Here is a 26358-nt window from a genome sequence, read left to right on the forward strand (position 1 = left end):
GTTTTTTGCTTTTAGGTACTAAACTTTAACGATGAAAATCTTTTATTTTGTAATCCTTATTCTATCTTTTTCCTGTTCAAAATCTAATGAAGATAATTGTTTTGTTGACAAAATCAATGATCCGGATGATGTTGTTGTCTTCGAAATAAAGAAGTCTTACACCATTAAACAAATTCTTGCTGAAAAACCGGATTATCTTGATATTATAAGCCTTAAGAAATATAGAGAATTTAAAAAAGATAGTGTGGAGTCTCATTCTTATACTCAGGATTTTGAAGAAGACATAGTGAAAAATGAAGATGGTTTTAAAATATTAAACGAGAAATTTTTTGATCAATTTTATTTTTTTGCAAAACAGCAGATCGGAAATACTCTGTTTGGACTTGGTAAAAACCAACTAGGGTTTTGGCTGCTTAAAATCGAAAACAATATGCCTAAAGCTTATTTTCTGGGACTTAGCCCCAATCATTATTATTTTAATCAGGCTCAGCAACATCCAATAATTCAGGGAGATGATCTCCAAATTGAAGGAAGTCTGGTGAAAACGGTAGGGGTGGGCGGACGTTCCGGTTATACTGATTATTCGACAATAGGAGATGGTAAGTTATTTAAAATCAAGTTGAAAGATCTGATGAAGGACACTGATAATGATGGCTATAATGATATTTTTGAAAAAAGTTTTGGTCTAAATCCTGATAATAAGGATTCAGATGGTGATGGAATTAACGATTTTGAAGACATGAATCCAATGTTTAAATCTGAAAAGAATAAATTCACTCAGCTTTACGAATTGTTGCTGCCATATTACGAAAATGCAAATCTGAAAAATAGGCATTATACATTCCAGGTTTACAAAAATAATTGTGATTATTTTCACCAGATCAATCCGGAGATCAGAGTTTTATTTGTACCTGAAGAAAAGAATAATCAAACCTACTATACCAGAGTTACAGATCTGCTGGATGAAGAAATTTCCAAAATACAGAAAAATAAAAATAACCCGAACAGTTTCTATATTTATAAAGTTGGAAACAGCTTTAAAAATGATTATTCCGCAGATTATGAAAATGGAAAATGGGTACTCAAAGTGGTAGGAGGATATATTATTTAAATACGTCTAGTTCTATCTAAATAAAAATCGCTTCCAATAAGGAAGCGATTCTTTTTATATTAAATAGGAATCTTATAAAGTATTGAATTATGCCGGGTCATGGATTATATTACACTGTGGTTCGGCACAATCATCACTAATCCTAATACAGACACCTGCCACAAAGCATTTGGGTTTTCCGCCAGCAATAGTTCTCAACATTTTTTTATTAAGTTTTTTCCCTTTGTTTAAGATTTTCATATTTTAATTATTTGTGTTCATTAAAATTCAATACCAGGCTGACACTGTGGTTCTGCACAGGCAAAAGAAATTCTTTTGCAAGTCAGATCAGAGAGCAGACACATTTCTTTTCCACCAGTAATGATTCTTAATTGTTTTTTATTCAATTTTTTTCCGTGGTTTAAATCTTGATTTTTCATAATACTTGATTTTGGGTTTAGTTAATTATTTTGTAAATCTTAAGGCTGTGGTCTACAAATTTTTTGAGCACAACCAACAGAGATGGTGGTACAGTTTCTAATGTCTCCCGGTGGATAAGTCTCACAAGGAAATTCTGTACATAGAATTGGCTCCATACAATCTAACATCCCTCCCTTAATAGTTTTTAATTCTTTTTTGTTTAATTTTTTCCCGATTTGATTGATTTGGTTTTTCATTGGTTTGATTTTTAATGGGTTAGTTGTCACGAAAGTAATAAAAATAATTGAAGTATATCACCATATTTAGAAAAAATATATAATTATTTACCTAATTAATTGTAATATTAACAATTGACTTACACTAAATTAGCAAATCCATTGAACTTTTCAACACAATAAGAATGGACTTTTCAACACATTGATTCAGTGTTTTATGTTGGAAATTTGCCTTACTAATACTTCAGAAAGATGGAAAATAAAGAAACGGTTTTGGTAACAGGAGGTTCAGGTTTTATAGCCTCTTATTGTATGATTGCCCTGCTTAATAATGGGTATAAAGTAAGAGCCTCCCTTCGTTCCCTTAATAAGTCGGAATTGGTAAAACAAATGTTGAAAGAAGGAGGGATCAACTCTTTTGAAAACTTAACTTTTGCGGAAGCAGATTTAGAAAATGAATCAAGTTGGAAAAAAGCTGTTGAAGGCTGTCAATACGTTATTCATACGGCTTCACCTACGCCTCATACCGATGCGAAAACAGAAGGTGATTTTGTGATTCCGGCTAAAAACGGAGTGCTTTTTGTATTGAGAGCAGCTAAAAAAGCAGGAGTGAAAAGAGTCGTGCTGACTTCAGCCTTTGGTGCTGTGAGCTATGGTACATTGAAAAATAGCCCCTATACGGAAGAAGATTGGACGGTACTCAATGATACTGTAGCGCCTTATCAGCGTTCTAAAACCATTTCAGAAAGAGCTGCCTGGGATTTTATCCGAAATGAAGGTAACGGTATGGAACTATCCGTAGTGAATCCAACAACTGTGATGGGACCTGTTTTATCAAATGATTATGCCCATTCTATTCAGATTATAAAACAGATGCTCAATGGGGAAATGAAAGGCTGTCCTAAGCTGATTACAGGCTTTGTAGACGTACGGGATGTTGCAGATCTTCATCTTAAAGCATTAAGTATGCCTGAAGCTAACGGCCAGCGCTTTATTGCTGTAGCAGGCGAAGCTCTTTCTATGCTGGAAGTGGCAGCTGTGCTCAGAAAGAATTTAGGAAAGGCTGCAGACAGGGTCCCTACAAAAGAATTGTCTAACTGGATCATTCGATTGTTGGCTGTTTTTAATCCAAAATTAAAAATGATTGTTCCCCACCTGGGATTGGTAAAAAGAGCGAGTAGTGAAAAAGCAAAAAAATTATTAGGATGGAAGCCAAGAAAAGCCGAAGAAGCTATATTAGCTGCCGCAGAAAGTTTAATTAAATTTAATCAGATTTAACAATGAAAGTCATTATTACAGGAGCTACAGGACTAGTAGGTGAGGGGGTTGTACTGGTTTGTCTGGAAAACCCGGAAATTACGGAAGTTTTGATCGTTAGCAGAAAACCACTCAACCGCCAACACCATAAACTGAAAGAATTGATTGTAAAAGATTTTTCAGAAATAAAAAATCATACGCCAGAACTTAATGCATATGACGCGTGCTTTTTTTGTGCAGGAGCCAGTGCTGTAGGGGAAACTGAAGAAACTTTTACCAGAAAAACCTATAATTTTGTAGTTCCGTTCGCGGAAACGTTGTCCCAGATCAACTCCGGGATGACTTTTATCTATGTTTCCGGAAGCCGTACTGACAGCACAGAGCGGGGTAAGGTAATGTGGGCAAGAGTAAAAGGAAGAACTGAAAACGCTTTGCTCAAACTTCCTTTTAAAGCAGTATATAATTTCCGCCCCGGATTCATGAGGCCCATAAAAGGTCAGAAAAATGTTCGTTTTATTTACCGTATTTTTGATACACTTTCACCATTATGGTACTTGGTTTTTCCCAATTGGATCTGCAGGATGAATGAAGTAGGATTAGCTATGATTCACTGTGTTTCCAAAGGATATCCTCAATCTGTCTTGGAAGTGAAAGACATTAAAATATCAGCCCGATGAAAACATTCTTAAAACTGCTTAAAAGAACTATAATTGCTTTATTGGGTCTTATTCTGATGATGATCTTTATAGGTTGGTTTTATATGAAGAAGCCGCAATTTGGAGCATTGCCGGAAGGAGAAAGATTAGAACAGGTCAAAAAATCAATTCATTATAAAGAAGGGAAATTCAGGAATCTGGAAGAAAAACCCACGATTACCGAAGGATACAGCATGTTAGGTGAAATATGGAGATCGCTGGCCAAAGAATACCCTCATACAGAACCCATTGATGTCATACCTTCCATAAAAACGGATCTGAAATCAATTCCTGCAAACGAAAATGTGATCGTATGGTTCGGACACTCTTCTTTCTTTTTACAGCTGGATGGAGTTAAGATTTTAGTAGATCCTGTTTTTAGTGGTAAGGCTTCACCATTACCCTGGGGAGTAACAGCTTACAAAGGAAGCGATATTTACACAGCAGATGATATGCCGGAGATCGATTATATGCTGCTTTCACACGACCATTACGACCATTTAGATTATGAAACGGTACAAGCTTTACAACCCAAAGTAAAATATGTGGTTTGCGGACTGGGTGCAGGCGCACATTATGAAAGATGGGGCTATACAAAACAGCAGATTATTGAAAAAGATTGGGGCGATAAAGTACAGGTAAAGCCGGATTTTGCCATTTTTGCTGAAAGTACTCATCATGACGGAGGGAGAGGTTTTAAAAGTTCGCAGGCTTTATGGCTCTCATTTTTTATCCAGTCATCCGCTATGAATGTTTATTACAGTGGAGATGGAGGCTATAGCAGCCGTTTTAAGAAGATTGCTGAAAAATATCCTTCCATCGACTGGGCTATCATGGAATGCGGGCAATACAATAAAGCATGGCAGTCGGTGCATGAGCTCCCTGAAGAAGTAGCGCTGGCAGCCACAGAATTGAAAGCAAAAAATTTGCTTCCCGTTCACCATTCCAAATTTACACTGGCAAGACATCCATGGAATGAGCCTTTAGAACGAATTTCAGCACTGTCAGATTCAAAATCTTACCGGCTGGCCACTCCTATGATTGGTGAAAAGGTAAAACTGAATGACAATACACAGCAATTTAAGCAATGGTGGAAAAATATAAAATAATGTACAATGAAAATAACTGAGATAAAGTCCTGTTTTGTAGGTCCCACAATTTCACCGGAACAATTTATAGCTGAACATTTCTTTTTATTTCTGGCAAAAGGGACCATGAACGGTTATGATGGCCATAAACATTATGTGCTGAAGTCTGGTGACAGTTGCATTGTACGTAAAAACCGCCTGGCTCGTTATAATAAGCAGAAAGACAATAACGAATTTGAAAAAGTCATTTTTATTTTTGATGAACCATTTTTAATAGACTTTCATAAAAAGCACAGCCTGTCTTTTCAGAATCATCAGTCAAAAAATGCTTTTATTCCTCTAAAAAAAGATCCTTTGATTAATAGTTTTTTGCTTTCATTGGAACCTTATTACACCGATTCCGGGCAGATAAACAATGCCTTTTCAGACGTAAAGAGAGAAGAATTATTACTCATTCTATTGCAGCTGCATCCAGAATTGTCAGATATACTCTTTGATTTTGGTGCTCCCGGGCGGTTGAATCTTGAAGAATTTATGCAGAAAAATTATAAGTTTAATGTTAATTTAGAACGCTTTGCCTACCTTACAGGACGCAGCTTATCTGCTTTTAAAAGAGATTTTAAAAAAATATTTAACGAAACACCCAACCGCTGGTTAATCAAAAGACGCTTACAGGAAGCAAAATTTCTGATTGAAGAAAAAAAACAAAGACCTTCAGATATTTATATTGACCTTGGATTTGAGGATCTATCACACTTTTCATTTGCATTTAAAAAAGAATTTGGGGTGCTGGCAAGTAATCTTTGATCTATTCAAAGCTGACTGTTTCAGAAGTTTGTATATTTGAATTTTACAAATCATCTGCGATGGAAAAAATAGCACATACTTCGCTTGAAGACTTTTATAAAGAGATGGCCGCCAAATTAGGCAGAGATCTGGAAAGTATTTTTCCTAAAGGTCTTCATAAAGACATTGGGCACTTTAATGTATTCGACATTGCCCAGACGATTGAAAGAGCAAAAACGACTTCTGAAATGCCTTATAACAGAAGGAAATACTATAAGATAAGCTTTATAAGAGGGAGAAACAGGGCAGAATATGCAGACAAAGTAATTTCAATCAAGCAGAACGCTTTATTATTTGCTACCCCTAAAGTTCCCTATCATTGGGTGCCTGAAGATCCGGACCAGTCAGGAAGTTTCTGTGTGTTTACAGAAGATTTTTTCATTAAAGATAAATCCTACTATAACCTCGAAGATCTCCCTATTTTTCAGCCTGGTGGAGTACCCGTCTTTGAAATTGATCATGAACTTGCAGAAGAGATTGAAAACCTTTTTAAAAAAATAAAAAAAGAGATCGATTCAGACTATATATTTAAATATGATCTGATCAGAAACTATGTCCTGGAACTGATTCACTATGGGCAGAAACTACAGCCAGCATCCAAAATATCGGCTTCAAATGATGCTTCCATGAGGGTTGTTTCTTTATTTATTGAGCTTTTGGAAAGACAGTTTCCTATTGAATCCTGGGAACAGAGATTACAGTTGAAAACAGCAAAAGATTACGCAGACAGACTCGCTGTGCATGTCAATTATCTGAATAAAAGATTAAAAGAAAGCACAGGAAAAACAACAACGGAATTTATTTCTGACCGTATTACTCAGGAAGCCAAAATCTTGTTAAAACAGACCAGATGGAACGTTTCTGAAATATCGTATGCTCTAGGTTTTGAAGAAATAGCCCATTTTTCCAATTTCTTTAAAAGAAAAACCACGTTTACCCCATTGGAATTTCGCTCCTGATTTGAATTTTGCAAATTTCAGATTGATTCAAGCAAACACTTCAGTCTGAAAATACCCCAACTTTGTACCATCAAAATAATCAAAATACAATGAACACAAAAACAAATATCGCACTGGTTACCGGAGGAAGCCGTGGATTGGGAAAAAACTCAGCGCTTAAGATAGCTCAAAAAGGACTTGATGTTATCATTACATACAGAAGCAACAAAGAAGAGGCGGAAGCTGTTGTTAATGAAATTAAATCAATGGGAAGGAACGCCGCTGCCTTTCAACTGGATACCAAAGACATGAAAAGCTTTGATGCTTTTGTGAAAGACGTTACGGATCACTTACAGGAAAATACAGGAAGCACTCATATCGACTATCTTGTCAATAATGCAGGGACAGCTTTGTATTCACCGATTACGGAAGTGACGGAAGAACAGCTGGATGATGTTGTGGATATCCATTTCAAAGGGGTGTTTTTCCTGACTCAAAAATTATTGCCATTCATCAATGATGGAGGAGGAATTATCAATGTGTCTTCAGGACTGGCAAGGTTTGCAACGCCCGGATCTTCTATTTATGGATCGATAAAGGCTGGTGTAGAAATGCTTACGAAATATATGGCCAAAGAATTAGGATCAAGAAAAATCAAAGCAAACGTAGTGGCTCCAGGCGCTATTGAAACAGATTTTGGGGGTGGAAGAGTGAGAGACAATGAAGAGATCAATACAATGGTAGCAGGAGCTACAGCTCTTGGAAGAGTAGGTCTTCCTGATGATATCGGTGGAGTAGTAGCATTTCTGTGTACGGAAGATGCCAGATGGATCAATGGGCAGAGAATTGAAGTTTCAGGAGGAATGTTTTTATAAGACTTGATTTTCTGAGATTAATCTTAATTACAATACAATCGGCTGACTCATTTTTTGAGTCAGCCGATTGTATTATTTACTGTTTCTTTTGAGAAGAGTAGACTTTTGACTCTACTTCGATCTATGCATCTGGTTCAAGAGGTTCCGGTAGCTGGCATTCTGCTTCTCTACATCCAGGACCAATATATACACAATATCCTGAAGAATTGGTACATCTTACATTCCCAAAACCTCCATTCACTGTATGTAATTCTTTCCTTGTTAGTTTTTTTCTTTTAATCTCTTTTTTCATGGTTTTATTTTTTAATAAGTTGATTATTATAAATATAGGAAAATTATAATATATAAATCACTTATTGAAGAGAAAAATAATTTATTGTTTCAAGCAACAGTAAATAAAATCGGCGGAGAATAAAATATATAGGTGACTATATACGATTTTATACTAATGTCATTCTGACGAAGGAAGCATCTCATATATAGCTTAGATTCTTCATTTCACTTCATTGCATTCAGAATGACAGAGTCATAATAATTAAATATCATGATTAATGTAAATATATAATTACCAATATATAATATCCTTTGAAAAGATAGATTTCCCGCTGCATTCTTAAAAAAATAGTACAGTTGAGATATACACATCATTTTAGGGAAGTACAATTTTATCGAAGATAAAATCTTCGCGCCTTAAAAACATCTAACTTATAAAATTTCTTTGCGTCTTAGCGTTTACCAACAAAACCATAAAGATCATGATTAAATCCGTGATAAATTCTCAATAGCCCTTTCTAAGGTCTCCTGCTTCTTGGCAAAACACAATCTGATCACATTCTCATTCAGTTTATTTTTATAAAATGAAGAGAAAGGAACACTGGCAACCTTGTAATTAATGGTAAGTTCTGAGGCGAAATCAAAATCATTTTTATCCGATATCTTACCATATTTTACAGCCTGAAAATATGTTCCTTCACAATCCAGAAGTTCAAAAGAAGTTCCTTCAAGGCCTTTTCTCAGGAAATCTCTTTTTTCCTGGAAAAACTGATTAAGATGGGTATAATGCTCTTCATTTTTCATGTATTCTGCCAATGCAAGCTGAATAGGAGTATTTACACAGAAAACATTGAACTGGTGCACCTTTCTGAATTCGTCCGTTAGGATTTTAGGAGCAGCACAGTAGCCGACCTTCCAACCAGTAACGTGGAAAAGTTTCCCAAATGAGGCAACAAGAAAACTTCTTTCTTTAAGCTCAGGATATTTACAGATGCTTAGATGCTTTTTACTATCAAAAACAATATTTTCATACACTTCATCACTTAAAATAAGAATGGAAGTTCCCTTTACCAGTTGAGTAAGCTCTTGGATATCACTTTCTTTCAGGATTTTTCCTGATGGGTTGTTAGGATTGTTAAGAATAATCATCCGGGTTTTGTCACTGATAAGATTTTTTACAGCGGTCCAGTCGATTTCATAATCCGGCGCTTTCATCTCAAAACGTTTTACAATCCCTCCGAAAAGTTCTACAGTAGGTTCATAACAATCATAAGCCGGTTCGAAAATAATCACTTCGTCATCTTTCTTGATAAAAGAGGCAATAACGGTGAAAATAGCCTGAGTTCCGCCTGCTGTAACGGTTATCTCCGAATCAGGATGATAGACTGCCTGATGGCTGTTCTCAATTTTTCTTGCAATTTCTTCCTTTAGACCAATCATTCCTCCCAGTGGAGCATACTGATTGAAACCTTTTTTAATAAAATGATCTACGTAATTCAGCAATTCCGGATCAGGCATAAAATCAGGAAACCCCTGAGAAAGATTAATCGCCTCATTTTCATTGGCAAGTTGAGTCATCTGACTGAAAATGGTCGTTCCAACATTGGAAAGTTTGGACAAAGGAAGTTGTATCATAAAAAAGTTTTGTTGACCGAATTTAATGAAATATTTGAAGCGGTTTGAATTTGAAAGAACAAAAATTATATAAAGTGTAAGTTTAAATCTGATGCTAAAACATTTCCATGCAAAACATGACTTTAAACATATGTTTAGTTTTCTGTTTTGAATCTACAGAAAGATACCTAAATTTGTTAGACAGATAACCCATTAAAACAAATAGCAATGAAGATTAAAAAGACAGAGTTTCCTGAAAACTCTGTATTATCCAAAGGGAAAGAAAAATTTGATTATATCGATAGTTTTGAAGGAGAACTGACGAATAGAAGAATGAATATTGATATTACAGAAGTTGGAAAAGCTTTCTTTACAAGCGGACCGAAATGGGGGAAGAAAATGTTTGTTTTCAGGAATAAAGTAGTTGGATTATTTGGGTTGAAAACCGGTGCTGATACAGAAAATAAGCTGAAGGAGAATGATTTTAAATATGAAGTAGGAGAACGTATAGGACTTTTTAAAGTATTTGATAAAACGAATAACGAAATTATCCTGGGAGAAGATGACAAACATTTGGATTTCAGAGTTTCCCTTTTATTTGACAAAAATATAGATAATCAGGAAGAAAATTCCCTTACAATATCCACTACGGTAAAATTTCATAACTGGCTAGGTGTGTTATATTTTTTACCTGTTCGTCCTTTTCATAAGCTTATTGTTCCTGCTATGCTCAAAAACATTATAGGTACGCTGGAAAGTACAAAATAAAATGCTTATTGATAGGCATAAAACAATATTTTTGTTATATGTGAGATATTAACGAAAATTTTAGGATTTAGAATGAACTTTGATTGCTTTTGTGCTGTGACAAATTTAAATGCCTTAAAATTCTATTGTTATTCTCATACATGAAGGATGAAATTAGTAAAAAATGATTTTTAAAATTCGGATAATTTTGGACAATTTTGTACTTTTGTATGTTTGCTGAAATCATATATGTCACAAGAAATAAATCCAACCTACTCCGAAGATAATATCAGAACCCTCGATTGGCAGGAACACATCCGTCTGCGCCCCGGTATGTACATCGGGAAGCTCGGTGATGGTTCGTCCGCTGATGATGGTATTTATATATTGCTAAAAGAAATCCTTGATAACTCTATTGATGAGTTCAGGATGAGATCCGGGAAAAGAATTGAAATAAAACTGGACGACGGCAAGGTTACCATCCGTGACTTTGGACGTGGAATTCCCTTGGGAAAAGTTGTAGATGCCGTTTCCAAAATGAATACCGGTGGTAAGTACGACAGTAAAGCGTTTAAAAAATCTGTAGGATTGAACGGAGTCGGTAGCAAAGCGGTGAATGCCCTTTCAGACTACTTCAGAGTGCGTTCTTTCCGTGACGGAAAAATGAAAGCGGCTGAATTCTCCCGTGGAGTGATCACAGAAAACTTTGAAGAAAAAGAGACTTCAGACAGAAATGGTACTGAAATTTCCTTTGTTCCTGATGGAGATATCTTCCTGCACTTCAAATACAGAAAAGAGTATATCGAAAGAATGCTCCGCAATTATGCCTATCTGAATCCGGGACTTAAAATTCTTTTCAACGGAGAAACGTATTATTCTGAAAACGGCCTTAAAGACTTGTTGGAAGAAGAATTAGAGAGTGATATCCTCTATCCGATCATTCATTTGAAAGATGAAGATATTGAGGTAGCGATTACTCATTCTGACAAATCACAGACAGAAACCTACTTCTCATTCGTTAACGGGCAGAATACCACTCAAGGGGGAACACACCTTAATGCATTCCGTGAAGCGTATGTAAAAACGATTCGTGAGTTCTTCAATAAAAGTTTTGATGCTTCCGATATCAGGAAGTCTATCATCGCAGCAATCTCGATCAATGTAGAAGAACCTATTTTCGAGTCCCAGACCAAAACAAAATTAGGATCTAATGATATAGGCCCGAATGGACCTACGGTAAGAATATTTATCATAGATTTCCTTAAAAGCAAACTGGATAACTTCCTACATAAGAATCCAGACATTGTAGAGGCGATCCAAAGAAAAATCTTAATTTCCGAGAGGGAAAGAAAAGAGCTTTCCGGAATCCAGAAACTGGCGAGAGAAAGAGCAAAGAAAGTTTCTCTTCACAATAAAAAACTTCGTGACTGCAGGCAGCATTATAATGATCAGAAAGCCGAGAGAAAAGGAGATTCTCAGATCTTCATTACCGAAGGGGATTCTGCATCAGGATCTATCACAAAATCCAGAGATGTAGAAACACAGGCTGTATTCTCGCTCAAAGGTAAGCCGCTGAACTGCTATGGTCTTACTAAGAAAGTGGTGTATGAAAACGAAGAGTTTAACCTTCTTCAGGCAGCATTGAATATTGAAGAAAGTTTGGAAGACCTGAGGTATAACCAGGTAATCATTGCTACCGATGCCGATGTCGATGGGATGCACATCCGTTTGCTGATGATTACTTTCTTCCTGCAGTTCTTCCCGGATCTGATAAAAAACGGACACCTTTATATCCTTCAGACTCCGTTATTCAGAGTGAGAAATAAAAAAGAAACAAGATACTGCTATACAGAAGTTGAAAGAGTAAAAGCATTGAATGAGCTGGGGAAAAATCCTGAAATCACACGATTTAAGGGATTAGGAGAAATTTCTCCGGACGAATTCAAGCACTTCATCGGTAAAGATATCAGGTTAGAACCTGTAGTGATAGGAAAAGACCAGACCATAGAACAACTTCTGGAGTTTTATATGGGGAAAAATACTCCGGACAGACAGGTTTTCATTCTTGAAAATCTTGTAGTGGAGGATGATACGGATATTGATAAAAAAGTGATTCCGGATGAAGCAGAAAATTAAAAAAACTTAAAAATCAAAAAAGGTTGTAAAAAACCATATAGAGACTGAAAAAAACACAATTTTGGATGAAGTAGGAGATTATAATACTTACACACCAAAAAAATCAAAATGAGACTAAGTAACCGTAATAAAGCATCAGTTTATAACTCTTTAACTACCCTGCTGTTGATGATGACCATGTTTGGATTAATTGCATTTGCAGCCAATAAATACAGATTTAATGCACTGGGTAAAGAAAGTTATTTATTGATTATTGTTCCCGTTATGCTGCTGATTATCTTTTATATTTGCGGACGACAAATTTTTGAATATGACAGCGATGGAGAAGCACTTAACTTTAAAAACAGGAATATTATTCCTTTTTTAGACAAGCCTCTTCACGATGAATTTCCGAAATATAAATTGGTAAAATATGATGTGATTTGTATTTTCTTTGTCAAAAGATTATACGTTACAGTTTCAAGTAAGAATAATGGTTCTACCATATTGAAGTACCAGATTTCTTATTTGACCAAAAAAGAAGTAAACGATTTAAAACTCTCTCTGAATAAAGTAGTGAAAGCTAATAAGGAGAAAAAAGATTAACAAAACAGATGACGACAGAAGAATATTCGCATGAGGGTGAAAGCTTAAAGAAAGTTTCCGGTCTATATAAAGACTGGTTCCTGGATTATGCTTCCTATGTAATTTTGGATAGAGCTATCCCTTCGGTGTATGATGGTCTGAAACCCGTTCAGCGAAGAATCATGCACTCTATGCGGGAACTGGAAGATGGCCGTTATAATAAAGTGGCCAATATTGTGGGAAATACGATGAAGTATCACCCCCATGGAGATGCTTCCATTACTGATGCCATGGTGCAGGTCGGGCAGAAAGAATTACTGATAGATACCCAGGGAAACTGGGGAAATATCTATACAGGTGACTCTGCTGCTGCTGCAAGATATATTGAAGCAAGGCTGACTCCTTTTGCCCTGGAAGTAGTTTTTAATCCTAAAACTACAGAATGGACAAAGTCTTATGACGGAAGAAATAATGAACCTATCGATTTACCGGTAAAATTTCCTTTGCTTCTTACGCAGGGAGTAGAAGGTATTGGAGTAGGGCTTTCCACTAAAATACTTCCTCATAACTTTAATGAGCTTATCAACGCATCTGTAGCACATCTGAAAGGAAAGAATTTCGAAGTGTATCCGGACTTTTTAACAGCCGGTTATTTGGATGTTTCCGAATATAATGACGGCCACAGAGGAGGAAAAGTAAGAGCAAGAGCAAGAATTACCCAGACGGATAAACATACATTGGTGATTTCTGAGCTTCCTTACTCAAAAACAACAACCGATCTTATTGACTCTATTTTGAAGGCCAATGAGAAAGGAAAGATCAAGATCAAAAAGATTGAGGATAATACTTCAGATAAGGTAGAAATCCTGATTCATATTCATAATGATGTTTCGCCGGATAAGACGATTGATGCTCTATATGCATTCACGGACTGTCAGGTGACAATCTCTCCGAATGCCTGCGTGATCGTAGGTGACAAGCCCATGTTCATGAATGTTTCTGATATTCTGAAAATGAATACAGAGCATACGGTGTCATTGTTGAAGAAAGAACTTGAAATTGAACTTCATGAGCTTCAGGAAAGCTGGCATTTCTCTTCATTAGAAAGAATTTTCATAGAAAACAGAATCTATCACGATATTGAAGAGGTGGAAACCTGGGAAGATGTCATAAAAACAATCGATGCAGGATTAAAACCTCATACCAAACATCTTTTAAGAGCTGTTACAGAAGAAGATATTTTAAAGCTTACAGAGATCAGAATCAAGAGAATTTCAAGATTCGATTTAGATAAATTTAAAGAAAATATCGCGGCACTGGAAGGTAAAATAGAGCAGGTGAAGCACCATCTTGCCAATTTGATTGCCTATGCCATTGATTATTATTTGAATATTCAGAAAAAATACGGAAAAGACAAGCAGAGAAAAACAGAGCTTAGAATTTTTGATACTATTGATGCTACAAAAGTAGCCGTAGCCAATGAGAAATTCTATGTGAATTTTGAAGAAGGATTTATTGGAACATCCCTTAAAAAAGACCAGTATCTGTTTGACTGTTCTGATATTGATGATATCATTATTTTCAGAAAAGACGGAAGCATGAAGGTGGTAAAAGTAGAAGCTAAAACTTTTGTCGGAAAAGATATTCTGCATGTTGCCATATGGAAGAAAAATGATAAGAGAACAGTGTATAATATGATCTACCGCGAAGGAAGGGAAGGTCCTTATTATATGAAGCGTTTCTCTGTAACAGGAGTTACCCGAAATACAGACTATCCGCTGGCGTCAGACAAAAAAGGTTCAGAAACACTTTATTTTTCAGCAAATCCTAATGGAGAAGCAGAAACAGTGACTGTTCTTTTAAAACCAAACCCTAGAATCAGGAAGAATAAAATGGAGATCAGTTTTTCTGACCTTGCCATCAAAGGACGTGATTCCAAAGGAAATCTGGTGACAAAATATGCCGTAAAGAAAGTAGATATGAAAGAAGAAGGAGTTTCTACTCTGGCCCCTAGAAAGATCTGGTTTGATGATACGGTAAGAAGACTGAATGCAGATGTAAGAGGAACGTTACTGGGAAGCTTTAAAGGAGATGACAGAATTCTGACGATCAATACCAACGGTGAGGTAAAACTGGTATCTTTTGATTTGGGTAACCGTTTTGATGACGAATATCTGATCCTGGAAAAATGGAGACCTGAGCAGCCAATCACCTGTATTTATTATGATGGAGAGAAAGACATTTACTTCATCAAGAGATTCTTACTGGAAAATACAGTAAACGTACAGACTTTCATGCCGTCTGAACATCCAAAATCATTCATTGAAAACATAATCGTTGCCAATGACGCAACCGCTGAAATTATTTTCGCGAAAGATAAAGGAAAAGACCGTGACCCTGAAACCATAAATATCGACGAATTTATAACCGTAAAAGGAATAAAAGCAATCGGTAACCAGTTTACGAAATTTAAAGTAAAGGCAATCAATATTACCATTCCTGAACCGGTAGAAGAGGAACCTGAAGTGTACGAAGATCCGGAACCAACCGGAGATATGGATGAAGATGGTGGAATTATAGGTGACCTGTTCCAGGGTGACGAACCTGAAAATTAAAAAGAAATGAATATTTTAATATTATGTATTGCAATAACAGCTATTATTAGTTTTATCGCTTTTAATAATCCTGCTATTACAGAAAAATATAAATTTAGTGTAGGAGCTATTCTTCAGAGAAAAGAATATATTCGTTTGCTTTCAGCAGGTTTTTTACATGCTGATATTATGCACCTGGTATTTAATATGCTTACATTGTATTTCTTTGCACCCATTGTCATCCAGGGCTTCGGAAATATAGGATTTATCATTGTATACCTGGGAGCAATACTGCTTGGGAACTTTCTTTCACTATACATTTATCAAAAACAACCCTGGTATTCTGCTGTAGGAGCGAGTGGTGGGGTTTCCGGGATTCTTTTTGCCTCTATAGCATTGATTCCGGATCTTGATATTTACCTTTTCTTTATTCCGATTGGGATTCCAGGATATATTTTCGGACTGGTATACTTCGGATATTCCGTATACATGATGCTTAATCCGAAACCGCATGATAATATCGGACATGCAGCCCATTTGGGGGGTGCATTTTTGGGGTTGATTTATGCTGTGATCAATGCTCCGGACCGAGCAATACATAATGGAGTTTATATAGGAATCATGTCACTTCCCTTAATTTATTTAGGATATGAAATATTTGTAAGGAAACGAATAGGATAAAAGACTATTTTTAACTAAAATATCAAAACCAATGAACACATCAGAGTTAAACAGTTTCATCGTGATACTTATCTATGGTTCATTGGTTTTGCTTTCTCTACTAAAGCTGGCCAATCCTTTGAGGGTGAACCGAAAAGCCAATTTCTGGTTTGGGATATTTCTTTTTCTGTGGTCTACCTTCTGGCTGGATGAGGTTTTGTTTCTGATTACAGGCTCAATAGTGGAATTCCATTCTCTATTTTTCGTGAGGTGTATTCAGTTTTTTACCCCCATTGTTTTTTACTTCAGTGTCCTGTTTTATACCAACCCCTCTTTTACTTTCAAGACTAAAGACCTAAAGTTTTTATTACTTCCTGCAGCTTTCGTTCTATGCCTTATATTGGTAAGATTGGGCTATGAGACCCCGTTTGAATATCTGAGTGTTATTTTGATCCTGATTCAAGCCTTATTTTATACGGGACTTTCTTATATTACCATCAGAAAACACCAGCGGAAGATCCAGCAGTTTTCGTCCAATACAGAAGGAATTAATCTGAATTGGCTGGAATATATTATCCTGGTACTTCTTATTGTGAACATTATCTATGTGATTTATAATCTTTTCTATGACCCAAAATCACTGAATTTCTTTATCAATACTGTTTTCCTTTTCGTTATTTATTGTGTAGGATATTATTCTCTGAAGCAGAAGGAAATTTATCCTTTGGAAGAAAAACAAATAGAGGAGTTGATTTCTATGAATGAAGATTCAGATCCTGAAGAAGTAAAAAGAAAACTGATTTCTGATGATGAATTATTAAAAATTAAATCTTCGCTTGAAAACATCATGGAAACCCAGAAACCTTACCTTGAAAGCGAATTGAATCTTATCAAACTTGCAGAAATCCTGTCGGTTTCTACCCATCATCTTTCTTACGTTATCAATACAGGTTTTGGAAAGAACTTCTTCCAATACGTGAATGAATTCAGGGTAGACTATGCCAAAAAACTTCTGAAAGAACCCAACAGTAAATTATCCATTCTGGGGATTGCCTATGAATCCGGATTCAATTCCAAAACCTCTTTTAATACAACCTTTAAAAAAGTAACCGGACAAACCCCTTCTGAGTTCAAAAAATAAGTTCCGGTTTATAAAGTTTTACTTTTTAATTTGTATAAATAATTGATTTTTAATTGATTGTGTATTTTATTTTTCTTGTTTAAAAATCAGTTCGTTCAGATAATCTGGAACATTCAAACTTGTCTATCCCTGTAGCTTTGTACCGTAAAATTTAAACTTATGGATACCAAAGAATCATATGCCGTAGTTACAGGAGCAAGCCAGGGACTGGGTAAAGCATTCGCTGAAAATCTGGCAAAGAAAAACATCAATGTTGTTCTTGTGAGTCTTCCGAATCAGAATCTGAAAGAACTATCTCAGGAACTGAAAGAGCAATATCATATAAAAACCCGTTATTACGAAACAGATCTTTCCGTCAATGAGAATGTGATGAAACTTACAGAATGGATCAACCACTCTTTTGATATTCATATCCTGATCAATAACGCCGGGCTTGGCGGGACTAAAAAATTTACAGAAGCCTCTTCGGATTATATCAATACCATTCTGCAGGTGAATGTAGCTGCAACTTCACTTATCACGCATCAGCTTCTTCCTAACCTTTTAAGACAGCCAAAAGCTTATATTTTAAATGTTTCAAGCATGGCAGCCTTCTCTCCGATAGGTTTTAAAACGGTATATCCTGCAACCAAAACCTTTATCCATTCTTTTTCAAGAGGATTGCATGAAGAATTGAAAGATACCAATGTTTTTGTAAGTGTTGTAAATCCCGGCGCTATGAAAACCAATACAGATGTCTGTAAAAGAATTGAAAAACAAGGGTTTATAGGAAGACTGACACTTTTGAACCCTGATAAAGTAGCTTCATACTGCATTCGTCAATTATTTAAAAAAGATTCCGTAATTATGGTGAATCCAATCAGCTGGCTTGTGATGAAAATTTTACCCATATGGATCAAACTTCCATTGATGACCCAGGCTATAAAAAGAGAAATCGAAGCATGAAAAAAATTTGTGTAACCGGAGCTACAGGTCTTCTGGGAACTAATGTTATCATAAAATTACTACAAAATGGTTATTCTGTTATTGCTCTGGTGCGCAAGAAAAGCACATGGCTGGGCGAAGAAAACGAAAATCTGAAGCTGGTGGAAGCAGATCTTTTATCCGATCTCTCATCATTGCTTATAGATATAGATGGTATCATCCATATTGCGGCAGAAACACGGCAAAATCTCATTCGGTATGATGAATACAGGAAAGTAAATTATGAGACTGTCGTGAACCTGTTTACGCAAGCAGAATCAATGAAGGTGAAAAAGTTTTTGTTGGTGAGTACAGCCAATACTTTAGGATATGGGAATACGGCATTCTGGGGGAGTGAAAAAGCACCCCAGCTTTATCCTTTTACTCGTTCATTATATGCTCAAAGCAAACGGGAAGCGGAAGACTATCTTTTAAATAACTGTAAAAATACAGAAGTCACCATTGTAAATCCCACTTTTATGATCGGAGCCTATGACAGCAAACCGAGTTCCGGAAAAATTATCTTTTGGGCCTGGAAAAAGAAATTGGTTTTCTATCCAAAAGGAGGAAAGAACTTTGTCCATGTAGAAGACGCCGCCAACGGAATAGTGAATGCTATTGAAAATGGGAGAAATGCTGAAAAATATCTTTTAGCCAGTGAAAACTTAAGTTATAAAGACTTTTTTAAGAAAATAAACCGGATTACCCACCAAAAACCGATGATGCTGCCCATTCCGAATACGGTTTTGAACTTGCTTGGATTAATCGGTGACGGACTGAGAAAATTAAACATAAAAACAAATCTCAGTACCTCCAATATGAAAGCCCTGCAGATTTGTAATTATTATAACAATCAGAAATCGGTAGAGGAGCTGGGTATCCGATATCAACCTGTTGATAAAGCAATCGAAGATGCCATCCAATATTTTACTAAAAATAATAAACATTGATTTTCATTCTGTCAATGATAAAAAAGCCAGCTTTTTGACTGCTGGCTTTATAAAATTATGCTGTTATTTTCTGAGTTACGTTTTTATTAGAAATCACACAGGCTTTGCTGCAGTTATTTGAGCTTGAAATATTAACCTGTATCAACCCTGGCATTGATCTGTATTCTTCTGTATTATAAGGAGCTTCAGTACCATTTCTTCCACCGCCTTTGATGTCATATTTTATTTGGGCAATTCCTGTAAATCCAATTGCCGGCTTGAAAGAAAGCTTTCCTGTAGAATACGTATACGTCCATGTACCCTGATTGCTGGTATAGATACCCCCTGTTATATTCGGGATCACCGCACCATTCATATCCAGAAAACGGAATGAATTAAAATCAATGTTGTTATAAGAAATCGTTGGCGGGTTTTGTCCGCCAGCTGAAGTATAGGCTGCATCATTAAGCAAAGGGAAATAATTGGATTTTATTCCCGGACATCCAGTAAAAAGATCGTCCGTTACTTCTGCTGCATAAGGTCTTGTAACCCCTAAGTTTTTTAGTAAATGGATATTTTTAGCAGCTCCGGTAGAGGCCGCAAAACCAATTCTGAAAGTAGAAGGAGGCGAAGTATCCAGAGTTCTTACCGTACTGTTGGATATTGTAGTCTCAGTATATTTCAGAGAAGTTGGATAATAATAATTATCAATTACTTTTTCTTTCACATTCCCGTGCTGTATTTCCAGGGTTACATTATAACCGCCGGAAGGATTGGGAACCAATGTGATATATGCTTTTCTGAATCTCGCGTCATTCTCGTTCTGAGGAATCGTAGTTCCGCCACTTTCAATGCTGAATTGCTGAAGATTGGGATTTTGAATGCCAACATACTTTCCGGTTTGAGTATTCAGATAAGCGGATCGGTTGTTACTGGAAGCTGCAGCATTGGTCGCTGTACTGTAAAGTAATGGATAGCCATTGTATCCTGCCGGCTCAGCGGACGACAGATATTGATTTCCACGCTTTCCTCTTAAGCTGACATTACTTCGCCCGCCCGCTAATGATACCCCAAAAATTCCATTTCTAACCCTTTCTCCCTGATTAAATGCTGTTTTAAAATTTCCGAATTCATCCAGACCTATTCCCAGATAAGCACCTCTCAGCCCTTCTCGGGACTCACCTCCACGCACAAAACTATAGCCTAGTCCTCCTCCAAAGTATCCGAGATTAAGTTGGTCTTTAGGAATAGAACCATCTACCAGGAATATAGATATACCATCTCCTCCGTTAGTCTCTCCACCATAAATGGCAAATTCAAATTCAAACTTAATCCCTTGGTCACTGTTGAATATTTTATCGGCGAGGATAACCCCTCCCGAAATATTATTCACACTTCGGGTAAGCCGCAATCCATCTGTGGTAAAAGTAGCATCATTCTGGATACCGCTGGTGGATACTTTGTAAGCTTCCTGAGGCTGTAATCCTTGTGTAAAGTTGACAAAATACGGGTAGCCGGTTCCTTGCTGATTCTGTGCCTGAATATTTTGGGTGAAAATAATCAATGAAGAAACAATCAAAAATCTTTTGCCCCATATTATTCGAGTACTTTTTATCATAACTCAATTATTTAACTACAAAAACAATATTAATAAATGAACAGTCTGTCGCTGCAGCTTTTACATCATACGTCATTACCCCGTCATCAGAAATAGAAATATTACTGAATACATTAGGATCAGCATCTGTTACATAGTAGTAAAGATCTTTGCTTGACGGGAAAAAAGGGATTGATGCAGGCGCGCTGGTACTCTTTGCTTTTGGAGATCCAAACTGAGTTTTATACAATGTATATAAATCTTTAGTCCGGCCATTGGCACTGGTGGAAGTATCAAAAGAAACACTAGGCATGTAAAACATTTTTACAGCATTACTACTGATACATAGCCAATCAGGCTTGGTAGGGCTTCCAATATTCTGGCTTAAACATTTTTTATCAGTATCATAGATAAGAAGAGAGTTGGCCGGATTAGATATAGCATCTCTTTTTGCAGTACTGAGTCTTGGAATCAGCATTCCTTTATTTTGGCTATAGATATCCAAAGCAGCGCTTCCATCGGGTGTCGGTGTATTGATCCCAACCTGTGCGAAAGAAAATGTACTTATTAAAACAATTGGTAGAAATAACTTTTTAATCATGATGTTCTTAATAATTTTTAATTTGTGAATGTTTTTTTTGGTTTTTTTGAAGGCATTTTTTCAGCCAGGTCGATTCCATAAAAGGAATAAGTATCATAAACAGTTCATTTGAATAATGAATTGTGTCCATAGAATGCCATTAGGAAATCTTTGGATTCCTAAAGCCAATAACAGATATAGCATCATGTCTCATAGAGAACATTCTATGCCTTATCTGAAATAGTCGAAAAAGTAAATTGAATTATGTAGCCGTATAAGCTGTTAAATAAGTAAGATTCATATTCCCTCGTGTTTTTGCAAATGTACAAAGAAATATTCAGATGTTTGGGTTTATAGAATTAATTCTAAATTTCTCTTAATAATTGACGTATTTTAGTTTAAATTTTTACATAGTTTGTAAACCAATAAGATTGTTTTTATTATGCAAATCTTTGTATTGTAGTAAGGAATCTTAAAAAATAGATGGTATTGAGGTTCTGATATTTGAAAATGAAGAAAAATTTCATCTTTTTTGTTAAAAATAATTGAAAAAGAGTTTATTTTGAAAAATTATTCAGCGCATCTTCCAGATTATTTACAAAATTGACGTGTTTTGTTTTGTTGCTTTCAAAAATAAAATCCTTCAGACTTTTACTTTCATATTTGTCAAAATCACCTACAATAGTCAAACCGATGCGATAGTTTGAAAACTTTTGAAGAATATCGCCTGCCATTTTCGTTTTTAAGTCAAAGAACTCAGAGACGATATTTTTTTCGTAAAGAATTAATGTATCAAAACCCTGATAATAGATATTTCCCATAAGATTAAGACCATCTTCAACAGATTGAATGATTAGATTATCGGAAATTACTTCCGCAATTTTTATATTGTTGATTTCATGTGATTGAATAATCATGTTTATTCGAGTGTTTTTTTGATATCATGTAAGAAATTATCTAAAGCAAATGCGTCTCCCTGGTTGGTAAGTGCTATAATACAGCTATTATGATTCAGGTCTCTCCAGAATAAAGCTTTAAAACCATTCAGACCTCCTGTATGCATTGCCGTTTTTTCTCCGTCTTTATTCTCTATAAACCATGCAAATCCATAATTTGATACTTGCCCATTGGATAATTGGGAAGGAGTATACATGATGGTCGTATTTCCCTTGTTGATTAGAGTGTGATTTCTTAAAGCCTGATCAAATTTATAAAGATCTTCAGGAGTAGAGTAGATCCCACCGTCACCCGTGGTCAGGATCGAATAATCATCAGGGTTCCTCTGTTTATTATACCCCAATGCCTTATTCTGAATAACTGTAGAAGATTCATACACAGTGGTGTGAGTCATTTTTAAAGGAGTGAAGATCTGCTCATTGAGAAAAGTTTTATAAGATTTTCCGCATACCTTTTCGATAATCTGGGAAAGGATGATATATCCGCTGTTGCTGTATTTAAACTGACTGTCAGGAACAAAATCTAGTTTTTTAAGACTAAAAAGCCAATCCATTACCTCCCGATTAGTCAATCCCTTTTTTGAAAATAGATTTTCGTAATCACTTATTCCGGAAGTATGGTGCAAAAGCTGTCTGATACTGATGTTTTTAGCATATTCAGGAAGCTCAATGAATTGAGAAGCTTTATCATCAAATTTTAATAATCCCTGCTGCTGCAATATCATAATAGCTGCAGCCGTGAAAGGTTTGCTCAGAGAAGCTATATAAAAAGAAGTATTTTTATCTGTTTTCAGTCCTTTTTCAAGAGTACGGAAGCCCAAGGCTGTATCACATACAATCTTGCCGTTTTTCACGATCAGAACAGAACCGTTGAACGCTCCCTTATTGTAGTATTCATTGACAACATGCTGAGAATTTTGTTTACAGGATGCCAGCTGCAAAATCAGGAAAATACCGAAAACGAAATTCCATATCAAAGTTTTCATAGGTTAGGTGTATGGAAGCAAAATTACTTATTTTCTTCCATACACAAACCTGTCATTTTCGGATAAATCCTTCAATAGTTGAGCGTTAGTAAAATAGTGATACAGTTCCAGAGTTTCAGGACCTAATTTTTGATTGATTTCCAAAAACAAAAATCCGTCCTTATTCAAATGTTTTTTAGCATCTTCAGCTATTTTCCTGTAAAAAATCAAAGCATCTTCAGTAGGAGAGAAAAGGGCCATTTTAGGCTCAAATTCTTTCACTGAATCTGCAATTTCAACCTCTTCCTCAATTCCTATATATGGAGGATTTGAAATAATGATATCATAATTTTCAATCAGTTCAAAATTCAAATAATCAGCATGAATGAATTTAATTTCCAGTTGATGATAATCTGCATTTTTTTTGGCGGTTTCCAATGCTTTTTCAGAAAAATCTATTGATGAAACTTCTGCTTCAGGGAAATATTTCTTTAAAACCAAAGGAATAATTCCGCTTCCGGTTCCAATGTCCAAAATCTTTAAACCTTGAAATTTACATGGTGAAACTTGAATTTCCTTGATGGCAATCTCCAGCAGTTCTTCTGTTTCGGGGCGGGGAATCAGTACATTTTCATCCACAAAAAACTTCATCCCGTAGAATTCCGTTTCGCCCAGGATTTGCTGGTAAGGTTTCCCGGTTTTAAGCTTGGAAACCAGATGACAAAGTTTTTCTTCATCATCGATCAAAAGTTCCTGTTCAGAAAACCTTCTTTGATGAAAGCTGTCGAAACCTACAATCTGATGCATCAATAATGAAGATAAAAAAGCACTTTCCGACTCAGTATAAAGCTCGGAAAGGGCTGTTTTGAAATATTTTTTGAATGCTGATATTGTCATTTATCTTGTAAAAACCAGTTTTGTATCCGTAGACTTCTCTTCATCAATTCTATACCCTTCATAATTAAACGCTTTTACATCTTCCAGGGTTTTGGCATTGGTTTCAGCGCAGAACCTCACTACAAGTCCTCTCGCATGTTTGGTATATACAACAATAGTTTTCAGTTTTCCTTCTTTTAATTCATAGAAATCAAAATCGATCACTGTATGGCTCAGTTTTTTTCTGTCGATTACTTTTCCATATTCATTGCTGGCAAGATGAAGCAGGATTTCTCCTTTTTTCATCTCAGAATTCAATTGCTCAGTGATTTTTTCTCTCCAGAATTCATACAGGTTTTTATATTGCTCAAATTGAAAGGGGCGCCCCATTTCCAGTCTGTAAAGCATCACTTTATCAGAGGGCTTCAAAAGACCATAAAGACCGGAAAGCATTCTGTAGTTTTTCTGCAGATAGTCTACCGCATTTTTATCCAGAGTTTTGGCATCCAGTCCTCTGTAAACCTCTCCTGTAAAAGCAAACATAGCCGGAGCAGATTCTTTTGCAGTAGGTTTGGATTTCCATTTTTGATTTCTTTCCCAGTTTTCATCAGCCAGTTTAGGCGATATTTCCATCAGTTCGGAAAGATATTTTGGGGATTTTTCTTTTAAATAAGAATGTATCAATGCTGCATCTTCAATGAATTTTGGAGTAGTGGATTTCAACAGCTCTGTTGAATTTTCTACGTTCATTAATTTTGCAGGAGATGTTATAATTTTCATAATGTTAAAATGCAGATAAATGTTTAATGTCAATAAAATTCATGGCCATCAGAGAGATAAAGTCAACCATAAAATGACAAATGATCAAAATTTTAATGTTTGAATAAAGTTTATAAAACATAGCAAAAACGGCTCCAATAAAGAAAGGAATAACTACCTGGCCTATGGTTCCGTAAGTACTGTGCAGAATTCCAAATAGAATGGCTGAAACAAAAATACCCAGAAATGGACTGTTATAAAGTTTTTCAATTCTTGGCTGTATATACCCCCGCATTAGAAACTCTTCTACAGCACCTGCTGTAAAGCATGTAAAAATAATTAAAAAATAATCATTTTTAAAGATGGAAGTAAGCTCAAAAAGTTTTTCACTTATTTTTTCCTGAACCAAAAGCTGGATCATTGCATTCAGAAGTGCTCCCCCAATGCTACAGATAAAATATAAGCACAAAATGGCTTTTATATAAAATACGGCAGAATATTTTTTTTCTTCTTTGAGTAAAAAGGTGCTTTTTTCGATAAAAAGGCTGTACAGAAATACAATGAGGAAAACTCCCCATATTGCAACTCTACTGAGGAAAAAGTTGTCTTTTGTGATCCCTCTTATCCCTGTAATCATCGTAACGATAGGAAAAATATAAAGCATCACAGCAGCCAACAGCACAAAAGTGAGTAAAATTCCTATAGAATATTTCCCATTAAGACTCATAATACAATACCTCTAAACTTTGAACCTTACATTTTGAATTAAATAATTCCTTTTCCCTGGCGGATAACTTCCGGTTCTCCTGAAGTAAGATCTACAATCGTGGAAGCAATATTATCTCCATATCCTGAATCAATGACAATATCTACCAAATGGTCATATTTTTCGGCAATAAGTTCCGGATCAGTAGAATATTCAATGATTTCATCATCGTCTCTGATGGAAGTGGAAGCAATAGGGTGTCCTAGTTTTTCAACGATAAGCTGTGGGATTGGGTGATCAGGAACACGGATACCAATTGTTTTATGTCCTTTATATGCTAAAGGTAAACTTTTGTTGGCTTCAAGAATAAATGTAAACGGTCCCGGAAGATGACTTTTAAGAAATCTGAAAATCGAGGTATCAATAGGTCTTGTAAAGTCGGAAAGGTGGCTGAGATCATTACATATAATTGAGAATTTTGACTTCTCAAGCTTTATTTTTTTGAGCTGCGCCAGTTTTTCCATAGCTTTTATATCAAAAATATTACAGCCTAAAGCATATATCGTATCCGAAGGATAGATGATAAGTCCGCCATTTTTTAAAGTTTTAATGACCTCATTCACAAGATTTTCCTGTGGGTTGTCGGGGTAGATTTTTAATATTTTTGCCATTAAACAAAGATACAAATAATAAAATAGTTTTCATGAAAGTCCTTTATTTAAAAGAAAAATTAGGATTTGTGAAAAATATTCGTACCTTTGCAATCCAATATCGCGGGATGGAGCAGTAGGTAGCTCGTCGGGCTCATAACCCGAAGGTCATCGGTTCGAGTCCGGTTCCCGCTACTAAGTTT

At 35.8% G+C, this 26358-nt stretch carries 27 protein-coding genes and 1 tRNA gene; 16 read left to right on the plus strand and 12 right to left on the minus strand.

The window, feature by feature from the left end:
- The first annotated feature begins 31 nt into the window (after positions 1-31).
- The gene (locus AC07UM_RS15055; RefSeq protein ID WP_494683927.1) at positions 32-1111 is read left to right on the plus strand and encodes a hypothetical protein; all 1080 of its coding nucleotides are present in this window, start codon (positions 32-34) and stop codon (positions 1109-1111) included.
- 260 nt (positions 1112-1371) lie between these two features.
- On the opposite strand, the gene AC07UM_RS15060 is transcribed toward AC07UM_RS15055, so the two are convergent.
- Positions 1372-1530: a hypothetical protein gene (locus tag AC07UM_RS15060; RefSeq protein WP_494683928.1), complete on the minus strand. Its 159-nt coding sequence runs from the start codon at positions 1528-1530 to the stop codon at positions 1372-1374.
- A 39-nt stretch (positions 1531-1569) separates the two neighbouring features.
- A complete protein-coding gene (locus tag AC07UM_RS15065; protein ID WP_494683929.1) occupies positions 1570-1767 on the minus strand; it encodes a bacteriocin in 198 nt (65 codons plus the stop codon).
- Between the two features lie 231 nt (positions 1768-1998).
- On the opposite strand from AC07UM_RS15065, the gene AC07UM_RS15070 reads away from it, so the two are divergent.
- From AC07UM_RS15070 to AC07UM_RS15095, 6 genes are all read left to right on the plus strand, one after another.
- Complete coding sequence (locus AC07UM_RS15070; protein WP_494683930.1) at positions 1999-3024, plus strand: SDR family oxidoreductase; 1026 nt, start codon at positions 1999-2001, stop codon at positions 3022-3024.
- A gap of 2 nt (positions 3025-3026) precedes the next feature.
- On the plus strand, positions 3027-3680 hold the full coding sequence (locus tag AC07UM_RS15075; RefSeq protein WP_494683931.1) for an NAD-dependent epimerase/dehydratase family protein: 654 nt from the start codon (positions 3027-3029) through the stop codon (positions 3678-3680).
- Positions 3677-4807, plus strand: a complete 1131-nt coding sequence (locus AC07UM_RS15080; protein WP_494683932.1) for an MBL fold metallo-hydrolase — start codon at positions 3677-3679, stop codon at positions 4805-4807. Before AC07UM_RS15075 ends, AC07UM_RS15080 begins: the two co-directional genes overlap by 4 nt.
- A gap of 6 nt (positions 4808-4813) precedes the next feature.
- The gene (locus AC07UM_RS15085; RefSeq protein ID WP_494683933.1) at positions 4814-5593 is read left to right on the plus strand and encodes a helix-turn-helix domain-containing protein; all 780 of its coding nucleotides are present in this window, start codon (positions 4814-4816) and stop codon (positions 5591-5593) included.
- A 59-nt stretch (positions 5594-5652) separates the two neighbouring features.
- Entirely contained in the window at positions 5653-6591 is a 939-nt protein-coding gene (locus AC07UM_RS15090) for a helix-turn-helix domain-containing protein (RefSeq protein WP_494683934.1), read from the plus strand.
- A gap of 89 nt (positions 6592-6680) precedes the next feature.
- Positions 6681-7445, plus strand: a complete 765-nt coding sequence (locus AC07UM_RS15095) for an SDR family NAD(P)-dependent oxidoreductase (protein WP_494683935.1) — start codon at positions 6681-6683, stop codon at positions 7443-7445.
- Between the two features lie 121 nt (positions 7446-7566).
- Here AC07UM_RS15095 and AC07UM_RS15100 read toward each other — a convergent pair whose 3' ends face one another.
- Positions 7567-7737, minus strand: a complete 171-nt coding sequence (locus AC07UM_RS15100) for a hypothetical protein (protein WP_494683936.1) — start codon at positions 7735-7737, stop codon at positions 7567-7569.
- A 467-nt stretch (positions 7738-8204) separates the two neighbouring features.
- Positions 8205-9353, minus strand: a complete 1149-nt coding sequence (locus AC07UM_RS15105) for a methionine aminotransferase (protein WP_494683937.1) — start codon at positions 9351-9353, stop codon at positions 8205-8207.
- A 207-nt stretch (positions 9354-9560) separates the two neighbouring features.
- Here AC07UM_RS15105 and AC07UM_RS15110 point away from each other — a divergent pair, with 207 nt between their 5' ends.
- The 8 genes from AC07UM_RS15110 to AC07UM_RS15145 all read left to right on the plus strand — a co-directional run bounded on the left by AC07UM_RS15110 (position 9561) and on the right by AC07UM_RS15145 (position 19087).
- Positions 9561-10100 carry a DUF2867 domain-containing protein gene (locus tag AC07UM_RS15110; protein WP_494683938.1) on the plus strand — a complete coding sequence of 180 codons (540 nt, stop codon included), beginning with the start codon at positions 9561-9563 and terminating at the stop codon, positions 10098-10100.
- Positions 10101-10328: 228 nt separating this feature from the next.
- Complete coding sequence (locus AC07UM_RS15115) at positions 10329-12215, plus strand: DNA topoisomerase IV subunit B (RefSeq protein ID WP_494683939.1); 1887 nt, start codon at positions 10329-10331, stop codon at positions 12213-12215.
- A gap of 108 nt (positions 12216-12323) precedes the next feature.
- The gene (locus AC07UM_RS15120) at positions 12324-12800 is read left to right on the plus strand and encodes a hypothetical protein (protein WP_494683940.1); all 477 of its coding nucleotides are present in this window, start codon (positions 12324-12326) and stop codon (positions 12798-12800) included.
- 8 nt (positions 12801-12808) lie between these two features.
- Positions 12809-15394: a DNA gyrase/topoisomerase IV subunit A gene (locus AC07UM_RS15125; RefSeq protein WP_494683941.1), complete on the plus strand. Its 2586-nt coding sequence runs from the start codon at positions 12809-12811 to the stop codon at positions 15392-15394.
- 6 nt (positions 15395-15400) lie between these two features.
- A complete protein-coding gene (locus AC07UM_RS15130) occupies positions 15401-16054 on the plus strand; it encodes a rhomboid family intramembrane serine protease (protein WP_494683942.1) in 654 nt (217 codons plus the stop codon).
- A gap of 31 nt (positions 16055-16085) precedes the next feature.
- Entirely contained in the window at positions 16086-17174 is a 1089-nt protein-coding gene (locus AC07UM_RS15135; protein ID WP_494683943.1) for a helix-turn-helix domain-containing protein, read from the plus strand.
- Positions 17175-17333: 159 nt separating this feature from the next.
- A complete protein-coding gene (locus AC07UM_RS15140; protein ID WP_494683944.1) occupies positions 17334-18119 on the plus strand; it encodes an SDR family NAD(P)-dependent oxidoreductase in 786 nt (261 codons plus the stop codon).
- Positions 18116-19087 (plus strand): NAD-dependent epimerase/dehydratase family protein, encoded by a 972-nt coding sequence (locus AC07UM_RS15145; protein ID WP_494683945.1) that lies wholly within the window; start codon positions 18116-18118, stop codon positions 19085-19087. Before AC07UM_RS15140 ends, AC07UM_RS15145 begins: the two co-directional genes overlap by 4 nt.
- Before the next feature lie 55 nt (positions 19088-19142).
- Here the strand turns inward: AC07UM_RS15145 and AC07UM_RS15150 are convergent, their stop codons facing one another.
- The 8 genes from AC07UM_RS15150 to AC07UM_RS15185 all read right to left on the minus strand — a co-directional run bounded on the left by AC07UM_RS15150 (position 19143) and on the right by AC07UM_RS15185 (position 26176).
- Positions 19143-20684, minus strand: a complete 1542-nt coding sequence (locus tag AC07UM_RS15150; RefSeq protein WP_494683946.1) for an L-type lectin family protein — start codon at positions 20682-20684, stop codon at positions 19143-19145.
- Between the two features lie 7 nt (positions 20685-20691).
- Positions 20692-21264: a phage tail-like protein gene (locus AC07UM_RS15155; protein ID WP_494683947.1), complete on the minus strand. Its 573-nt coding sequence runs from the start codon at positions 21262-21264 to the stop codon at positions 20692-20694.
- A gap of 536 nt (positions 21265-21800) precedes the next feature.
- Positions 21801-22160 (minus strand): DUF4180 domain-containing protein, encoded by a 360-nt coding sequence (locus AC07UM_RS15160; RefSeq protein WP_494683948.1) that lies wholly within the window; start codon positions 22158-22160, stop codon positions 21801-21803.
- Positions 22161-22162: 2 nt separating this feature from the next.
- A complete protein-coding gene (locus tag AC07UM_RS15165; RefSeq protein WP_494683949.1) occupies positions 22163-23185 on the minus strand; it encodes a serine hydrolase domain-containing protein in 1023 nt (340 codons plus the stop codon).
- Between the two features lie 27 nt (positions 23186-23212).
- Positions 23213-24061, minus strand: a complete 849-nt coding sequence (gene prmC, locus AC07UM_RS15170) for a peptide chain release factor N(5)-glutamine methyltransferase (protein ID WP_494683950.1) — start codon at positions 24059-24061, stop codon at positions 23213-23215.
- Complete coding sequence (yaaA, locus tag AC07UM_RS15175) at positions 24062-24820, minus strand: peroxide stress protein YaaA (RefSeq protein WP_494683951.1); 759 nt, start codon at positions 24818-24820, stop codon at positions 24062-24064.
- Between the two features lie 4 nt (positions 24821-24824).
- Positions 24825-25526 carry a CPBP family intramembrane glutamic endopeptidase gene (locus AC07UM_RS15180; protein ID WP_494683952.1) on the minus strand — a complete coding sequence of 234 codons (702 nt, stop codon included), beginning with the start codon at positions 25524-25526 and terminating at the stop codon, positions 24825-24827.
- 38 nt (positions 25527-25564) lie between these two features.
- Positions 25565-26176: an L-threonylcarbamoyladenylate synthase gene (locus AC07UM_RS15185; RefSeq protein ID WP_103235373.1), complete on the minus strand. Its 612-nt coding sequence runs from the start codon at positions 26174-26176 to the stop codon at positions 25565-25567.
- 101 nt (positions 26177-26277) lie between these two features.
- Here AC07UM_RS15185 and AC07UM_RS15190 point away from each other — a divergent pair.
- Positions 26278-26350: transfer RNA gene (locus AC07UM_RS15190), tRNA-Met, on the plus strand.
- The last annotated feature ends 8 nt before the right edge of the window (positions 26351-26358 follow it).

Source organism: Chryseobacterium sp. GW821-FHT04C04 (assembly GCF_059420365.1).

Coding starts and splice junctions, on each gene's coding strand:
- AC07UM_RS15065 (WP_494683929.1), bottom strand. CDS start 1,767: ATGAAAAACCAAATCAATCAAATCGGGAAAAAATTAAACAAAAAAGAA.
- AC07UM_RS15100 (WP_494683936.1), bottom strand. CDS start 7,737: ATGAAAAAAGAGATTAAAAGAAAAAAACTAACAAGGAAAGAATTACAT.
- AC07UM_RS15180 (WP_494683952.1), bottom strand. CDS start 25,526: ATGAGTCTTAATGGGAAATATTCTATAGGAATTTTACTCACTTTTGTG.
- AC07UM_RS15105 (WP_494683937.1), bottom strand. CDS start 9,353: ATGATACAACTTCCTTTGTCCAAACTTTCCAATGTTGGAACGACCATT.
- AC07UM_RS15120 (WP_494683940.1), top strand. CDS start 12,324: ATGAGACTAAGTAACCGTAATAAAGCATCAGTTTATAACTCTTTAACT.
- AC07UM_RS15150 (WP_494683946.1), bottom strand. CDS start 20,684: ATGATAAAAAGTACTCGAATAATATGGGGCAAAAGATTTTTGATTGTT.
- AC07UM_RS15165 (WP_494683949.1), bottom strand. CDS start 23,185: ATGAAAACTTTGATATGGAATTTCGTTTTCGGTATTTTCCTGATTTTG.
- AC07UM_RS15095 (WP_494683935.1), top strand. CDS start 6,681: ATGAACACAAAAACAAATATCGCACTGGTTACCGGAGGAAGCCGTGGA.
- AC07UM_RS15080 (WP_494683932.1), top strand. CDS start 3,677: ATGAAAACATTCTTAAAACTGCTTAAAAGAACTATAATTGCTTTATTG.
- AC07UM_RS15140 (WP_494683944.1), top strand. CDS start 17,334: ATGGATACCAAAGAATCATATGCCGTAGTTACAGGAGCAAGCCAGGGA.
- AC07UM_RS15090 (WP_494683934.1), top strand. CDS start 5,653: ATGGAAAAAATAGCACATACTTCGCTTGAAGACTTTTATAAAGAGATG.
- AC07UM_RS15070 (WP_494683930.1), top strand. CDS start 1,999: ATGGAAAATAAAGAAACGGTTTTGGTAACAGGAGGTTCAGGTTTTATA.
- AC07UM_RS15145 (WP_494683945.1), top strand. CDS start 18,116: ATGAAAAAAATTTGTGTAACCGGAGCTACAGGTCTTCTGGGAACTAAT.
- AC07UM_RS15155 (WP_494683947.1), bottom strand. CDS start 21,264: ATGATTAAAAAGTTATTTCTACCAATTGTTTTAATAAGTACATTTTCT.
- AC07UM_RS15115 (WP_494683939.1), top strand. CDS start 10,329: ATGTCACAAGAAATAAATCCAACCTACTCCGAAGATAATATCAGAACC.
- AC07UM_RS15125 (WP_494683941.1), top strand. CDS start 12,809: ATGACGACAGAAGAATATTCGCATGAGGGTGAAAGCTTAAAGAAAGTT.
- AC07UM_RS15160 (WP_494683948.1), bottom strand. CDS start 22,160: ATGATTATTCAATCACATGAAATCAACAATATAAAAATTGCGGAAGTA.
- AC07UM_RS15185 (WP_103235373.1), bottom strand. CDS start 26,176: ATGGCAAAAATATTAAAAATCTACCCCGACAACCCACAGGAAAATCTT.
- yaaA (WP_494683951.1), bottom strand. CDS start 24,820: ATGAAAATTATAACATCTCCTGCAAAATTAATGAACGTAGAAAATTCA.
- AC07UM_RS15085 (WP_494683933.1), top strand. CDS start 4,814: ATGAAAATAACTGAGATAAAGTCCTGTTTTGTAGGTCCCACAATTTCA.
- AC07UM_RS15055 (WP_494683927.1), top strand. CDS start 32: ATGAAAATCTTTTATTTTGTAATCCTTATTCTATCTTTTTCCTGTTCA.
- AC07UM_RS15060 (WP_494683928.1), bottom strand. CDS start 1,530: ATGAAAAATCAAGATTTAAACCACGGAAAAAAATTGAATAAAAAACAA.
- AC07UM_RS15110 (WP_494683938.1), top strand. CDS start 9,561: ATGAAGATTAAAAAGACAGAGTTTCCTGAAAACTCTGTATTATCCAAA.
- AC07UM_RS15075 (WP_494683931.1), top strand. CDS start 3,027: ATGAAAGTCATTATTACAGGAGCTACAGGACTAGTAGGTGAGGGGGTT.
- prmC (WP_494683950.1), bottom strand. CDS start 24,061: ATGACAATATCAGCATTCAAAAAATATTTCAAAACAGCCCTTTCCGAG.
- AC07UM_RS15130 (WP_494683942.1), top strand. CDS start 15,401: ATGAATATTTTAATATTATGTATTGCAATAACAGCTATTATTAGTTTT.
- AC07UM_RS15135 (WP_494683943.1), top strand. CDS start 16,086: ATGAACACATCAGAGTTAAACAGTTTCATCGTGATACTTATCTATGGT.